The following is a 14213-nucleotide window of genomic DNA, read 5'->3' as shown; positions in this document are numbered from 1 at the left end:
AGCAAGGAAAAAACCAAAAGGCTATGACGGCCTTTTGGTTTTTTTGCGGTCTTTGCGGTGGCATTTTGCAGAATGCCGCAATAGGATAGCGGAACATTTTCGGTTCTGAATGTCCCTCAATTTGCTATTATATTTTTGTGATAAATTGGAATAAAATCTCACAAAATAGAAAATGGGGGTACATAGTGGATGAAAAAAGTGATGTTAGCTACGGCTTTGTTTTTAGGATTGACTCCAGCTGGCGTGAACGCAGCTGATTTAGGCCACCAGACGTTGGGATCCAATGATGGCTGGGGCGCGTACTCGACCGGCACGACAGGCGGGTCAAAAGCATCGTCCTCAAATGTGTATACCGTCAGCAACAGAAACCAGCTTGTCTCGGCATTAGGGAAGGAAACGAACACAACGCCAAAAATCATTTATATCAAGGGAACGATTGACATGAACGTAGATGACAATCTGAAGCCGCTTGGTCTAAATGACTATAAAGATCCGGAGTATGATTTGGACAAATATTTGAAAGCCTATGATCCTAGCACATGGGGCAAAAAAGAGCCGTCGGGAACACAAGAAGAAGCGAGAGCACGCTCTCAGAAAAACCAAAAAGCACGGGTCATGGTGGATATCCCTGCAAACACGACGATCGTCGGTTCAGGGACTAACGCTAAAGTCGTGGGAGGAAACTTCCAAATCAAGAGTGATAACGTCATTATTCGCAACATTGAATTCCAGGATGCCTATGATTATTTTCCGCAATGGGATCCGACTGACGGAAGCTCAGGAAACTGGAACTCACAATACGACAACATCACGATAAACGGCGGCACACACATCTGGATTGATCACTGTACATTTAACGACGGTTCGCGGCCGGACAGCACATCACCGAAATATTATGGAAGAAAATATCAGCACCATGACGGCCAAACGGATGCTTCCAACGGCGCTAACTATATCACGATGTCTTACAACTATTATCACGATCATGATAAAAGCTCCATTTTCGGATCAAGTGACAGCAAAACCTCCGATGACGGCAAATTAAAAATAACGCTGCATCATAACCGCTATAAAAATATTGTCCAGCGCGCGCCGAGAGTCCGTTTCGGGCAAGTGCACGTATACAACAACTATTATGAAGGAAGCACAAGCTCTTCAAGTTATCCTTTCAGCTATGCATGGGGAATCGGAAAGTCATCTAAAATCTATGCCCAAAACAATGTCATTGACGTACCGGGACTGTCAGCTGCTAAAACGATCAGCGTATTCAGCGGGGGAACGGCTTTATATGACTCCGGCACGTTGCTGAACGGCACACAGATCAACGCATCGGCTGCAAACGGGCTGAGCTCTTCTGTCGGCTGGACGCCGTCTCTGCATGGATCGATTGATGCTTCTGCTAATGTGAAATCAAATGTCATAAATCAAGCGGGTGCGGGTAAATTAAATTAAGAAAGTGAAAAACACAAAGGGTGCTAACCTTTGTGTTTTTTAATTAATTAAAATGTTTATTAACTTAGTTAAGGAGTAGAATGGAAAAGGGGATCGGAAAACAAGTATATAGGAGGAGACCTATTTATGGCTTCAGAAAAAGACGCAGGAAAACAGTCAGCAGTAAAGCTTGTTCCATTGCTTATTACTGTCGCTGTGGGACTAATCATCTGGTTTATTCCCGCTCCGTCCGGACTTGAACCTAAAGCTTGGCATTTGTTTGCGATTTTTGTCGCAACAATTATCGGCTTTATCTCCAAGCCCTTGCCAATGGGTGCAATTGCAATTTTTGCATTGGCGGTTACTGCACTAACTGGAACACTATCAATTGAGGATACATTAAGCGGATTCGGGAATAAGACCATTTGGCTTATCGTTATCGCATTCTTTATTTCCCGGGGATTTATCAAAACCGGGCTCGGTGCTAGAATTTCGTATGTATTCGTTCAGAAATTCGGGAAAAAAACCCTTGGACTTTCTTATTCACTGCTATTCAGTGATTTAATACTTTCACCTGCTATTCCAAGTAATACGGCGCGTGCAGGAGGCATTATATTTCCTATTATCAGATCATTATCCGAAACATTCGGATCAAGCCCGGCAAATGGAACAGAGAGAAAAATCGGTGCATTCTTATTAAAAACCGGTTTTCAGGGGAATCTGATCACATCTGCTATGTTCCTGACAGCGATGGCGGCGAACCCGCTGATTGCCAAGCTGGCCCATGATGTCGCAGGGGTGGACTTAACATGGACAAGCTGGGCAATTGCCGCGATTGTACCGGGACTTGTAAGCTTAATCATCACGCCGCTTGTGATTTACAAGCTGTATCCGCCGGAAATCAAAGAAACACCGGATGCGGCGAAAATCGCAACAGAAAAACTGAAAGAAATGGGACCGTTCAAAAAATCAGAGCTTTCCATGGTTATCGTGTTTCTTTTGGTGCTTGTGCTGTGGATTTTTGGCGGCAGCTTCAACATCGACGCAACCACAACCGCATTGATCGGTTTGTCCGTTCTCTTATTATCACAAGTTCTGACTTGGGATGATATCAAGAAAGAACAGGGCGCTTGGGATACGCTCACTTGGTTTGCGGCGCTTGTCATGCTCGCCAACTTCTTGAATGAATTAGGCATGGTGTCTTGGTTCAGTAATGCCATGAAATCATCCGTATCAGGGTTCTCTTGGATTGTGGCATTCATCATTTTAATTGTTGTGTATTATTACTCTCACTATTTCTTTGCAAGTGCGACAGCCCACATCAGTGCGATGTATTCAGCATTTTTGGCTGTCGTCGTGGCAGCGGGCGCACCGCCGCTTTTAGCAGCGCTGAGCCTCGCGTTCATCAGTAACCTGTTCGGGTCAACGACTCACTACGGTTCTGGAGCGGCTCCGGTCTTCTTCGGAGCAGGCTACATCCCACAAGGCAAATGGTGGTCCATCGGATTTATTCTGTCGATTGTTCATATCATCGTATGGCTTGTGATCGGCGGATTATGGTGGAAAGTACTAGGAATATGGTAGAAAGAAAAAGGCAGACGCGGTCTGCCTTTTTTTTATTTTCACTCCTTCGCAAGAAAACGGATTTTGAAAAATGAGAAAATTGCCTGTGAAAAATGGTATGATCTAGGTAGAAAGGACGGCTGGTGCTGTGGTGAAAAAGCGGTTCCATTTTTCCCTGCAAACAAAAATAATGGGGCTGATTGCGGCTCTGCTGGTCTTTGTCATTGGTGTGCTGACCATTACGTTAGCAGTTCAGCATACACAGGGAGAACGGAGACAGGCAGAGCAGCTGGCGGTTCAAACGGCGAGAACCATTTCCTATATGCCGCCGGTTAAAGAGCTCATTGAGAGAAAAGACGGACATGCGGCTCAGACGCAAGAGGTCATTGAACAAATGAAAGAACAGACTGGCGCGTTTGCCATTTATGTTTTGGACGAAAAAGGAGACATTCGCAGCGTCTCTGGAAAAAGCGGATTAAAGAAACTGGAGCGCAGCAGAGAAATTTTGTTTGGCGGTTCGCATGTTTCTGAAACAAAAGCGGATGGACGAAGAGTGATCAGAGGGAGCGCGCCGATTATAAAAGAACAAAAGGGATACAGCCAAGTGATCGGCAGCGTGTCTGTTGATTTTCTGCAAACGGAGACAGAGCAAAGCATCAAAAAGCATTTGAGAAATTTGAGTGTGATTGCTGTGCTTGTACTGCTGCTCGGATTTATTGGCGCCGCCGTGCTGGCGAAAAGCATCAGAAAGGATACGCTTGGGCTTGAGCCGCATGAGATCGCGGCTCTATATCGTGAGAGAAACGCAATGCTTTTCGCGATTCGAGAAGGGATTATTGCCACCAATCGTGAAGGCGTCGTCACCATGATGAACGTATCGGCGGCCGAGATGCTGAAGCTGCCCGAGCCTGTGATCCATCTTCCTATAGATGACGTCATGCCGGGAGCAGGGCTGATGTCTGTGCTTGAACAAGGAGAAATGCTGCCGAACCAGGAGGTAAGCGTCAACGATCAAGTGTTTATTATCAATACGAAAGTGATGAATCAAGGCGGGCAGGCGTATGGGATTGTCGTCAGCTTCAGGGAGAAAACAGAGCTGAAGAAGCTGATCGACACATTGACAGAGGTTCGCAAATATTCTGAGGATCTCAGGGCGCAGACTCATGAATTTTCAAATAAGCTTTATGCGATTTTAGGGCTGCTTGAACTTGGGGAGTATGATGAAGCCATTGATCTGATAAAAGAGGAATATGCGATACAAAATGAACAGCATGATCTTTTATTCCATAACATCCATTCGCAGCAGGTGCAGGCCATTTTGTTAGGGAAAATAAGCAAGGCATCGGAAAAGAAGGTCAAGCTGGTGATTGATGAGAACAGCTCACTCGCGCCTCTTCCTGCGCATATCGGCTTGTCCCATCTTATTACGATTATTGGCAATTTAATTGATAACGCTTTCGAAGCTGTAGCGGAGCAAAGCGTGAAGGAAGTTTTGTTTTTTATCACGGATATGGGCCATGACATTGTCATTGAAGTATCAGACACAGGGCCCGGTGTGCCGCCAGAGAAAATAGAAGCTGTGTTTGAGAGAGGCTATTCTTCAAAGGGGATGAGGAGAGGCTACGGTCTGGCCAATGTGAAAGACTCAGTGCGTGAACTGGGCGGCTGGATCGAACTGGCGAATCAAAAAACTGGCGGGGCGGTATTCACTGTGTTTATACCGAAGGAGAAACAAAGGGGGAATCCATTTGATTCACATCGCGATTGCGGAGGATGATTTTCGAGTTGCGCAAATCCATGAGAGATTGATTAAACAGCTTGATGGATTCAAGATTATCGGCAAGGCGGCTAACGCAAAAGAGACATTGGCGCTTTTGAAGGAACACAAGGCTGATTTGCTTCTGCTGGATATTTATATGCCGGACGAGCTTGGGACCGCGTTGATTCCTGATATACGAAGCCAATTTCCTGAAGTGGACATTATGATTATCACAGCGGCAACAGAAACCCGGCATTTGCAGGAAGCGCTAAGAGCAGGAATTGCCCACTATTTGATCAAACCTGTAACGGCTGACAAGTTCAGGCAGGTGCTGCTTCAGTATAAAGAAAAAAGGAAGCTGCTCATGTCTCAGCCGGAGGTCAGCCAATCCATGATCGACCATATTTTTGGGAACAGTGTGAAGACAGCTTTGCCGGCAGAGGATTTGCCGACTGGCATTAATTCGATTACACTGCGAAAAATTAAGGAAGCGCTTCAGACTGCGTCAGAAGGATTGACAGCGGAGGAACTTGGGGAAAAAATGGGGGCGTCACGAACAACTGCCCGCCGTTATGCCGAGTATCTTGTGTCAAAGGAAGAAGCAAGAGCCGAGCTTGAATACGGGATTATCGGCAGGCCGGAGAGAAAATATTATTTGGCGGCGGATTAGATATGAAAAAATCTATAATCCTATTGATTTTTCTATTGATCTTTATGCAGGGTGATATCAGGCAGGCGGCTGCGCCGCGCCTGCCGGACGGGCCGATAGAAATTGTCGTCCCTGCCGAACCTTCTGGCGGCTGGGATGTCACAGCGCAGGCGATCCAATCAGTTTTGAGGCAGAAGCAGATCGTGAAGGATGATGTTCATATCGTCTATAAATCCGGCGGCGGGGGAGAGAAAGGCTGGAAATATGTCAACAAAAGCAGCAAACAAACCATCAGCATGACGTCCAGCCTAATATTGAGCAATGATCTTCTCGGGCAAAGCAAATTAAAAATGTCCGATTTTACGCCGCTCGCCATTCTCTCCAAGGAATGGCAGACGATTGCATTGCCAAAAGGATCAGCGTTAACAAATGGCAAGGATGTGCTGAATGAGATCAACATGCATCCCGGCAAGGTGAGAATCGGCTTTGCCCCGGGGTTTGGCAATGATGATCAGCTCTCGTTCGTCAGAGCGGCAGATATGTACGGCATTGACCCGTTTGACATTCAATTCTCACAGTATGACAGCAGCGAACAGCTCATTCAGGCGCTGATCAGACATGAGATAGAAGCGGCTTCCATGACACTTTCTGAAGCGAAACCATATGAACGAAACGGCGATATCACGTTAGCCGCTGTAACGTCTGATAAAAGGCTTCCCGGTTTTCCAAATGTACCGACGTGGAAGGAGCAGGGAATCCCGTTTGTTTTTTCTCATTGGAGAGGGATTTTGGGCCCGAAAAATATGTCTGAGGAAGAGATTTCTTATTGGGATCAAGCGCTAAAGAAGGTCACCTCTTCACCTGAATGGAAGCGGAAAATAAACGAACAGGACTGGGAAAGCTTTTATTTGAACAGCAGGGAAACGAAACGGTTTTTAGAAGAGCAATCTGCTTTTTATCAAAGCATCATGACAGGAAATTAAGATCCCGGCATCCCGGGATTTTTTTCATGCTGAAAATTGATCAAAAAGAACAAAACGGTTTTAAAAAATTAAAAATACAAAAAAACCAAATTATTTACTTGCGGTTGGTTTTCCCATACGATGGCAAAAAGGCAAGACAAAAAGGGGAGTAAGGGAGAAAAAAATGTAAGCGGATTCATTTAAGGGGGAATGGATGTGTTAGCAATCTTAGGCTTTCTCATGATGCTTGTGTTTATGGCATTGATCATGACAAAACGGCTTTCTGTTTTAACAGCATTAGTTTTGACGCCGACTGTGTTTGCGCTTATCGCCGGATTTGGATTTACTGAAGTTGGGGACATGATGATTTCGGGGATTCAGCAAGTCGCGCCGACTGCGGTCATGATTATGTTTGCGATCTTATATTTTGGAATTATGATTGATACAGGCCTGTTTGATCCAATGGTTGGCAAAATTTTAAGCATGGTCAAAGGAGACCCTTTAAAAATTGTTGTCGGGACAGCGGTTCTTACAATGCTCGTCGCCTTGGACGGAGATGGCTCGACAACGTACATGATTACGACAAGCGCCATGCTTCCGCTCTATTTGCTGCTAGGCATCCGGCCAATTATCCTGGCGGGAATCGCGGGAGTCGGCATGGGAATCATGAACACAATTCCATGGGGCGGTGCGACGCCGAGGGCGGCGAGTGCGCTGGGGGTTGATCCAGCTGAGCTTACAGGGCCGATGATTCCTGTCATTGCAAGCGGGATGCTTTGTATGGTGGCGGTTGCGTATGTGCTTGGAAAAGCGGAACGAAAGCGCCTTGGTGTGATTGAACTGAAACAGCCAGCCAATGCCAATGAACCGGCGGCAGCGGTTGAAGATGAGTGGAAGCGGCCGAAGCTTTGGTGGTTCAATTTATTGTTAACGCTTTCTTTAATAGGATGTTTAGTATCGGGTAAAGTTAGTTTAACCGTACTGTTTGTCATTGCGTTTTGTATTGCGCTGATTGTGAATTATCCCAATCTCGAGCATCAGAGACAGCGCATCGCAGCGCATTCCAGCAACGTGCTGGCTATCGGTTCAATGATTTTTGCCGCGGGGGTGTTCACGGGGATTTTGACAGGCACGAAAATGGTTGATGAAATGGCGATCTCACTCGTGTCCATGATACCGGAACAAATGGGCGGATTGATCCCAGCGATTGTGGCCTTAACAAGCGGTATTTTCACATTTTTGATGCCGAATGACGCGTATTTCTACGGGGTGCTGCCGATTTTATCAGAAACAGCTGTCGCATACGGTGTGGATAAAGTGGAAATTGCCAGAGCCTCTATTATCGGCCAGCCGATTCATATGCTGAGTCCGCTTGTGCCATCCACTCATTTGCTTGTCGGACTCGTCGGAGTTTCTATTGATGACCATCAAAAATTCGCATTGAAATGGGCGGTTCTCGCAGTGATCGTCATGACGGCTATCGCTCTATTGATCGGTGCGATCTCTATTTCCGTATGATAATTCAGGCGTAATGACACACACTAACGGCATACAACATTCCGGAGGTGTCATTATGAGTGATCCTTATATGCCGCTGACTTCAGTCAGAAGCGGAACGGGGTTCGAAGCGGCAAAAGGGGTGCACGGCCTGACTGTGCAAATTGCGAATGTCTATTTTATTCAGCTGCCTTCTGAACCTCACTCATTTGTTTTAATTGATGCCGGCATGCCTCAATCAGCTGGCATGATTGTCAATGAAGCCAAACAAAGATTCGGTGAAGGGTTTCAGCTGAAGGCGATTATCCTCACACACGGGCACTTTGACCATATTGGGGCAATCGAAGAGATCCTTGAGCATTGGGATGTGCCTGTTTATGTCCATTCTCGGGAAATGCCTTATGTAACAGGTAAAAAGGATTATCCTCCGGCTCGTCCTGACAGCAAGAGCGGGCTGGTCGCTAAGCTGTCGCCGCTGTTTCCGCGGCACTCCATCGATATTTCCTCACATGTCCAGGCACTGCCGGAAGACGGTTCAGTCCCTTTTCTTGACGAGTGGATGTGGATCGCGACACCAGGACACACGCCGGGCCATATTTCGTTATTCCGCGATGACGGCCGCGTGCTTGTAGCAGGTGATGCTGTTATTACAGTGGAACAGGAGAAAATGGCTGACGTCTTGATACAAAAACAGGAGCTTCACGGTCCGCCGGCTTATTTCACGCCTGACACAGAGACGGCCGCTGAGTCCATTCTGAAGCTGGCCGGTCTTGAACCGGAAGCGTTATTGACAGGGCACGGCATACCGATGACCGGCAAAAACTTTCGAAGTGACTTAACTGAATTGGCAAATCGATTATCGTCTATTTGACACCCGCATTACGCGGGTGTTTTTTATTGTTTTCCAGGAAGTTGCAGAAAAATCATTTGTCTTGCCGCTTAAAAACGATACAATGAAAAGCATGAAGTGATGTGAAGGGGAGAGTTTGTTGGAAGAAAAAGAAATACTCTGGAACGAAGCGAAAGCGTTTATTGCCGCATGCTATCAGGAATTGGGAAAGGAGGAGGAAGTGAAAGACCGTCTCGAGGACATTAAAAGCGAAATTGACCTGACCGGAAGCTATGTACATACGAAGGAAGAGCTGGAGCACGGAGCGAAAATGGCTTGGAGAAACAGCAACCGCTGCATCGGCAGATTGTTCTGGAATTCGCTGAATGTTATCGACAGACGAGACGTCCGGACGAAGGAGGATGTGCGTGACGCCCTCTTTCACCATATTGAAACCGCCACCAATAACGGGAAAATCAGACCGACCATTACGATTTTCCCTCCGGAAGAGAAGGGTGAAAAGCAAGTCGAGATCTGGAATCATCAGCTGATCCGGTACGCTGGATATGAGTCAGACGGAGAAAGAATCGGTGACCCGGCTTCCTGTTCACTGACAGCAGCCTGCGAAGAGCTCGGCTGGCGCGGAGAGCGAACGGATTTTGACCTGCTGCCGCTCATTTTTCGCATGAAAGGAGACGAACAGCCTGTCTGGTATGAGCTGCCGCGTTCACTTGTGATCGAGGTTCCAATCATACATCCGGACATCGAGGCGTTTTCTGATTTGGAGCTGAAGTGGTACGGCGTGCCTATCATCTCTGATATGAAGCTTGAGGTCGGGGGCATTCATTATAATGCCGCGCCATTTAACGGCTGGTATATGGGCACGGAGATCGGAGCGAGAAACCTCGCAGATGAAAAGCGGTACGACAAGCTGAAAAAAGTAGCGTCCGTGATCGGCATCGCCGCTGATTACAATACGGATTTATGGAAGGATCAAGCGCTAGTTGAATTGAATAAAGCTGTGCTGCACTCGTATAAAAAGCAGGGTGTCAGCATCGTTGACCATCATACAGCGGCAAGCCAGTTTAAACGGTTTGAAGAACAGGAGGAAGAAGCGGGCAGAAAGCTGACGGGAGACTGGACGTGGCTGATTCCGCCAATTTCACCCGCTGCCACTCATATCTTCCACCGCTCCTATGATAACTCAATCGTTAAGCCGAACTATTTTTATCAAGATAAGCCTTATGAGTAAACAATAGAAAATCGATGATGGCCTTCAAGGCTGCGGGATTCAGTCACAGAGATGTCGGTAACCTTTGAGAAAGGGCTTCCGTTCTTTACAGCCTCAACAAACGATTGCAGGGCGTTTTCCGGACCCTCTGCCAAAATCTCGACACGCCCGTCATCACGGTTTTTGACCCAGCCGGCCAGTTTTCGCTTATTAGCTTCCATTTGAACAAAATAGCGAAAGCCCACACCTTGAACCCGGCCGTTTACAATGATTCGGTATTGAAGCATGTAAAAACCACCTTTTCTTTTTATGATAATCAATCATTTTACAACCTGTAAAGGGAATGTGTTTGTATGAAACCAGAGCGCTATTCAGTTCTTTCTCTTAATCTGGGAAAACCGCAGACGCTTGAATATGACGGAAAGAAAATCGAAACCGGCATCATGAAGCGGCCGGCTGAATCAGCCGTCATGCTGTATCGGGAGAATTTTGAAGGAGACGGACAGGCGGACCTCGTCAACCACGGCGGACCTGATAAGGCTGTCTGTGTCTACCCGGCGGAGCATTATCCGTTTTGGGAAGAGTTCCTCTCAAGACCACTGTCAAATGCCGCATTTGGAGAAAATTTGACGGTCGCGGGCCTGACTGAGGAGAATGTTTGCATCGGGGATGTGTTCAGGCTTGATGAAGCTGTTGTTCAGGTCAGCCAGCCGCGCCAGCCGTGTGTAAAGCTGGCGAAAAAGTTTGGTGTAAAAGAAATGGTGCTGAAGGTCCAGCAAACCGGCTATACAGGGTTTTATTTTCGCGTGCTGGAGGAGGGCAGGGTGTCTCCCGGCGCGAACCTTGAATTGCTGTCCAGAGGAGAGAAGGGCATCTCCGTCCAGTTCGCCAACCGCATCAACTACCATGATGCAAAAAATCTCACCGCCATAGAACTGATTTTAAGTGAGGCTGCACTATCGGAAAGCTGGAGAGCGTCCTTTATGAAAAAAAAGGACAGGCTGCTGCCGGTTGAATAGAAAAAAGCCGCGCATATCAACGTGCGCGGCTTTGCCATATTTAAGATTGTTTTTTCTTTGTTTCAAGCAGGTTGGCAAGAAAATAGGTTTTATAGCTTTGAAGCTTTCTTCCCTCATGGTGCGTGATCCCCTGCTTTTTTAGTTCTGCCACATACCAGCCTTTACTGCCGTAATGCATGTCAGAAAACTCCTTTCCCTATCTGATTTCGAAACGATTGGCATTGTAACATCTATAAAAAGATGCTGAAAAGAGATGCGGGGAAAACTGAGCCTTTCGCACTAGATGTACGAATGTTCTTCTGTATGTATATGCGGAGCAAAAGCCGAATATGATTTAATGGCCGGTTAGTTTGATCATGACAACGCCAAATGTCATAATGGCGAAAACAATGCCGATATATGTGAGCATCCCGTTTTTTTTCTTAACGCCGTAAACGGTCATAATGATGCCTTCAATGAAAAAAATGATGCCGAAAATAATAAACCACATGCAGATAAAGGCTCCTTTCACAGACATAATAGTAGTGTAGCATATCTGAAAGAGCCGGGCTGTGACAATATCAAGAAAGCCGGGCGCATATCGCCCGGCTCATGTTTTATTGTTTATCAACCAATTTGACCAGAAGCTGTGCCAAATGTTCTTTCTCATCTTCGTCTGCAACGCTCCAAAGCTCTTGCAGCAGCATTTCTTCACCGTTTTGCGGCTCTTCATGCTTTGCGAGGTAGTCTCCCAGGATCGCAGCGCTTTTTACAAGCTTGCCGTCATCCAATCCCAGCTTTTTGCCTCGGTTGACTTGTTTTTTCAAGTAGCCTTTAAATTCCTCAAAGTCTTTTAAAATGTCTTCTTTTATTGTGCCATGCATCGCGTTCATTTCGTTTTCAATTTGGATTTTTTCTTGATCTCTGTTCATTGCAAGACCTCCTCGTGCAGAATAATGATGTTTTACCTGCTATTGGAGGAGGTTAAACCTGCCGGAAGCCCGGAATGTGTTTTACAGTTTCGTCAGGATAATCGGTTCATCTTTTGTGATGACGATCGTGTGTTCAACTTGGGCAACCATGCTTTTATCCGGCGTCTTGAACGTCCAGCCGTCTCCAGCTTCAACAATCGTTTCTGCTTTCGTTGAAATAAACGGTTCAAGCGCGATGACTGTGCCATTTTTGAACAGTGCGTTATCAAACGGATCATAATAGTTCATGATGTGGTTCGGCGCTTCATGCAGGCTTCGGCCGATTCCGTGGCCGGTCAGGGTTTTGATGACGGTAAAGCCTTGAGAGCGTGCTTCATGATAAACGGCTCTTCCGATCTGGTTTTGGCGCTTGCCCGCTTTTGCCTGCTGAAGCCCCTTTTGAAATGCGTTTTCCGCGCATTGGCAAAGCTTATGAAGGCGTTCTTCTCCTTCACCGAGCACAAATGAGATGCCTGTGTCGGAATAGAAGCCGCCAAATTCAGCGGAGATGTCGATGTTGACAAGGTCCCCTGCTTTTAAAATTTTGGATGTGCTTGGTATCCCGTGAGCCACTTCATCATTTACGCTGATGCATGTCACACCTGGAAAATCATATTCCTTCTCAGGAGCTGAAACGGCGCCGTGCTCATCAAGCACAGCTTTTCCGATAAGGTCAAGGTCTTTTGTGCTCATGCCGGGCTCTGCCTTCCGCTTCATTTCTTCACGCGCAAGCGCGACGATTCTTCCGATTTTTTTCAGACCTTCTAATTCTTGATCGTTTGTTACAATCATCTGTCATTCCCGCTTTCTTTTTAAATAATCTAGATTAAGCTTACCACAACTGTCTTAAAAATAGGAAACACACGGGCCTGGGAAAAAAGAAATACCCCCGGGAAAATTGGTATAGATCACTAGATATCTTATATGGTATATTTGAAAAAAAAGGGTATGAGGGGGATGGGTATGCTTTCATTTTTACAAAAACTCGGGAAGTCATTTATGCTCCCGATTGCGGTTCTGCCTGCGGTTGGAATTATCCTTGCGCTTGGCAGAGAGGATGTATTTAATATCCCGTTTGTTTATCAGGCGGGGACGGCGGTTTTTGATCATCTGCCGCTTATTTTTGCGATCGGAATTGCCATCGGCATTTCAAAAGACAGCAATGGGGCCGCGGGTTTATCAGGGGCGATATCGTATCTGATGCTTGACGCGGCAACAAAGACAATTGATAAAACAAATAACATGGCGGTGTTTGGGGGAATTATTGCCGGTTTAATTGCCGGTTACACCTATAACCGCTTCAAGGATACCAAGCTGCCTGAATATCTCGGGTTCTTCAGTGGCAGACGGCTTGTGCCGATTATAACAGCCATTATTACGATCATTTTAGCGGGCATATTCGGAGTCGTCTGGCCGCCGATTCAATCGTGTATAAACTCGTTTGGAGAGTGGATGCTCGGGCTCGGCGGCATCGGGGCAGGCATATTCGGCCTATTCAACAGGCTGTTAATTCCGCTTGGCCTTCACCATGTGCTGAACAATATTTTCTGGTTCCAATTTGGAGAATATAACGGAGTGACAGGGGATCTGGCGCGCTTTTTCGCGAAAGATCCGACAGCGGGCACATATATGACCGGATTCTTCCCAATCATGATGTTCGGTCTTCCGGCGGCGTGTCTGGCTATGGTTGTGACTGCGAAGCCGTCTAAACGGAAAGCGACGGCTGGAATGATGATTGGATTTGCTTTAACAGCGTTTATCACAGGGATTACGGAGCCGATTGAGTTTGCATTTATGTTTTTATCTCCGCTTTTATACGCTGTTCACGCGGTCTTAACCGGGTTATCTTTATTTATCGTCAACTGGCTCGGCATCCGTTCAGGCTTTTCTTTTTCAGCTGGAGCTATCGATTATGTGCTCAGCTATGGAATCGCAGAAAAACCGCTGCTTCTGCTTTTGGTAGGTATATGCTATGCGGCAGTATACTTTATCGTGTTTTATGTACTGATTAAGGCTTTGAATTTAAAAACGCCTGGACGGGAAGACGATGATGTGGATGAAGTGCTGGATGAAAATACTGTCCAGGATGTAAATGAAAACATCATGCTGAAAGGGCTCGGCGGAAAAGAAAACCTTCAAACCATTGATCATTGCGCCACAAGGCTGCGACTGACTGTGAAGGATACCGCTTTGGTGGATGAAGCGCTGCTAAAGAAAGCAGGCGCAAAAGGGGTTGTCAAATCAGGCGGGCAATCGGTTCAAGTCATTATTGGCCCGAATGTGGAATTTGCGGCGGAAGAATTGAGGGCTGCTGTCAAATAAA

16 protein-coding genes are annotated in these 14213 nt (G+C 46.6%); 11 read left to right on the top strand and 5 right to left on the bottom strand.

From position 1 onward, the window contains the following. Nucleotides 1-189 precede the first annotated feature (189 nt). The 9 genes from FB592_RS16900 (at nucleotide 190) to nosA (ending at nucleotide 9942) form a co-directional block, all read left to right on the top strand. Nucleotides 190-1452: a pectate lyase gene (locus tag FB592_RS16900; protein WP_128746972.1), complete on the top strand. Its 1263-nt coding sequence runs from the start codon at nucleotides 190-192 to the stop codon at nucleotides 1450-1452. A gap of 126 nt (nucleotides 1453-1578) precedes the next feature. Continuing rightward, a complete protein-coding gene (locus tag FB592_RS16895) occupies nucleotides 1579-3015 on the top strand; it encodes an anion permease (protein ID WP_015383080.1) in 1437 nt (478 codons plus the stop codon). 127 nt (nucleotides 3016-3142) lie between these two features. Then, nucleotides 3143-4771: a two-component sensor histidine kinase CitS gene (gene yflR / locus FB592_RS16890; RefSeq protein WP_141949833.1), complete on the top strand. Its 1629-nt coding sequence runs from the start codon at nucleotides 3143-3145 to the stop codon at nucleotides 4769-4771. Continuing rightward, entirely contained in the window at nucleotides 4743-5423 is a 681-nt protein-coding gene (gene citT, locus FB592_RS16885) for a two-component response regulator CitT (protein ID WP_015252569.1), read from the top strand. Before yflR ends, citT begins: the two co-directional genes overlap by 29 nt. A gap of 2 nt (nucleotides 5424-5425) precedes the next feature. Next, nucleotides 5426-6385, top strand: coding sequence for a tripartite tricarboxylate transporter substrate binding protein (locus FB592_RS16880; protein ID WP_021481215.1), 960 nt, complete (start codon nucleotides 5426-5428; stop codon nucleotides 6383-6385). A 26-nt stretch (nucleotides 6386-6411) separates the two neighbouring features. Next, nucleotides 6412-6537, top strand: a complete 126-nt coding sequence (locus FB592_RS21170) for a hypothetical protein (RefSeq protein WP_021481214.1) — start codon at nucleotides 6412-6414, stop codon at nucleotides 6535-6537. Between the two features lie 43 nt (nucleotides 6538-6580). After that, a complete protein-coding gene (gene citM, locus FB592_RS16875) occupies nucleotides 6581-7882 on the top strand; it encodes an Mg(2+)/citrate complex secondary transporter CitM (protein WP_021481213.1) in 1302 nt (433 codons plus the stop codon). A gap of 55 nt (nucleotides 7883-7937) precedes the next feature. Beyond that, nucleotides 7938-8732 carry an MBL fold metallo-hydrolase gene (locus FB592_RS16870; protein ID WP_049140626.1) on the top strand — a complete coding sequence of 265 codons (795 nt, stop codon included), beginning with the start codon at nucleotides 7938-7940 and terminating at the stop codon, nucleotides 8730-8732. 118 nt (nucleotides 8733-8850) lie between these two features. Beyond that, nucleotides 8851-9942 carry a nitric oxide synthase gene (gene nosA / locus FB592_RS16865; protein WP_128737651.1) on the top strand — a complete coding sequence of 364 codons (1092 nt, stop codon included), beginning with the start codon at nucleotides 8851-8853 and terminating at the stop codon, nucleotides 9940-9942. Here the strand turns inward: nosA and FB592_RS16860 are convergent. Then, nucleotides 9933-10208 (bottom strand): acylphosphatase, encoded by a 276-nt coding sequence (locus FB592_RS16860; RefSeq protein ID WP_141949831.1) that lies wholly within the window; start codon nucleotides 10206-10208, stop codon nucleotides 9933-9935. The two genes, nosA and FB592_RS16860, sit on opposite strands and share 10 nt — an antisense overlap. 66 nt (nucleotides 10209-10274) lie before the next feature. Between FB592_RS16860 and FB592_RS16855 the strand changes: the two genes are divergently transcribed. Next, on the top strand, nucleotides 10275-10940 hold the full coding sequence (locus FB592_RS16855) for an MOSC domain-containing protein (RefSeq protein WP_014479155.1): 666 nt from the start codon (nucleotides 10275-10277) through the stop codon (nucleotides 10938-10940). 40 nt (nucleotides 10941-10980) lie between these two features. Here FB592_RS16855 and FB592_RS16850 read toward each other — a convergent pair whose 3' ends face one another. From FB592_RS16850 to map, 4 genes are all read right to left on the bottom strand, one after another. Next, nucleotides 10981-11118 (bottom strand): YflJ family protein, encoded by a 138-nt coding sequence (locus FB592_RS16850; protein ID WP_003239885.1) that lies wholly within the window; start codon nucleotides 11116-11118, stop codon nucleotides 10981-10983. A 156-nt stretch (nucleotides 11119-11274) separates the two neighbouring features. Continuing rightward, entirely contained in the window at nucleotides 11275-11430 is a 156-nt protein-coding gene (locus FB592_RS16845; RefSeq protein WP_003244572.1) for a hypothetical protein, read from the bottom strand. Nucleotides 11431-11536: 106 nt separating this feature from the next. Next, nucleotides 11537-11851, bottom strand: a complete 315-nt coding sequence (locus FB592_RS16840) for a DUF3243 domain-containing protein (protein ID WP_003242951.1) — start codon at nucleotides 11849-11851, stop codon at nucleotides 11537-11539. Between the two features lie 81 nt (nucleotides 11852-11932). Further along, complete coding sequence (gene map, locus FB592_RS16835; RefSeq protein WP_003233698.1) at nucleotides 11933-12682, bottom strand: type I methionyl aminopeptidase; 750 nt, start codon at nucleotides 12680-12682, stop codon at nucleotides 11933-11935. A gap of 171 nt (nucleotides 12683-12853) precedes the next feature. On the opposite strand from map, the gene nagE reads away from it, so the two are divergent. Beyond that, nucleotides 12854-14212: an N-acetylglucosamine-specific PTS transporter subunit IIBC gene (gene nagE / locus FB592_RS16830; RefSeq protein WP_014479158.1), complete on the top strand. Its 1359-nt coding sequence runs from the start codon at nucleotides 12854-12856 to the stop codon at nucleotides 14210-14212. Nucleotide 14213: the final 1 nt, after the last annotated feature.

Origin of the sequence: Bacillus sp. SJZ110, assembly GCF_006715455.1 — a bacterium.
Taxonomy (GTDB): Bacteria; Bacillota; Bacilli; order Bacillales; family Bacillaceae; genus Bacillus; species Bacillus subtilis.
The sequence above is the reverse complement of the archived record's forward strand: the minus strand, read 5'-3'. Positions and strand labels throughout refer to the sequence as shown.

Excerpts from the sequence above, each read along its gene's own strand:
- FB592_RS16855 (WP_014479155.1), top strand. The coding sequence starts at position 10,275 with ATGAAACCAGAGCGCTATTCAGTTCTTTCTCTTAATCTGGGAAAACCG.
- FB592_RS16900 (WP_128746972.1), top strand. The coding sequence starts at position 190 with ATGAAAAAAGTGATGTTAGCTACGGCTTTGTTTTTAGGATTGACTCCA.
- FB592_RS16845 (WP_003244572.1), bottom strand. The coding sequence starts at position 11,430 with ATGTGGTTTATTATTTTCGGCATCATTTTTTTCATTGAAGGCATCATT.
- nagE (WP_014479158.1), top strand. The coding sequence starts at position 12,854 with ATGCTTTCATTTTTACAAAAACTCGGGAAGTCATTTATGCTCCCGATT.
- FB592_RS16840 (WP_003242951.1), bottom strand. The coding sequence starts at position 11,851 with ATGAACAGAGATCAAGAAAAAATCCAAATTGAAAACGAAATGAACGCG.
- FB592_RS16895 (WP_015383080.1), top strand. The coding sequence starts at position 1,579 with ATGGCTTCAGAAAAAGACGCAGGAAAACAGTCAGCAGTAAAGCTTGTT.
- FB592_RS21170 (WP_021481214.1), top strand. The coding sequence starts at position 6,412 with ATGCTGAAAATTGATCAAAAAGAACAAAACGGTTTTAAAAAATTAAAA.
- FB592_RS16860 (WP_141949831.1), bottom strand. The coding sequence starts at position 10,208 with ATGCTTCAATACCGAATCATTGTAAACGGCCGGGTTCAAGGTGTGGGC.
- FB592_RS16870 (WP_049140626.1), top strand. The coding sequence starts at position 7,938 with ATGAGTGATCCTTATATGCCGCTGACTTCAGTCAGAAGCGGAACGGGG.
- FB592_RS16880 (WP_021481215.1), top strand. The coding sequence starts at position 5,426 with ATGAAAAAATCTATAATCCTATTGATTTTTCTATTGATCTTTATGCAG.
- map (WP_003233698.1), bottom strand. The coding sequence starts at position 12,682 with ATGATTGTAACAAACGATCAAGAATTAGAAGGTCTGAAAAAAATCGGA.
- FB592_RS16850 (WP_003239885.1), bottom strand. The coding sequence starts at position 11,118 with ATGCATTACGGCAGTAAAGGCTGGTATGTGGCAGAACTAAAAAAGCAG.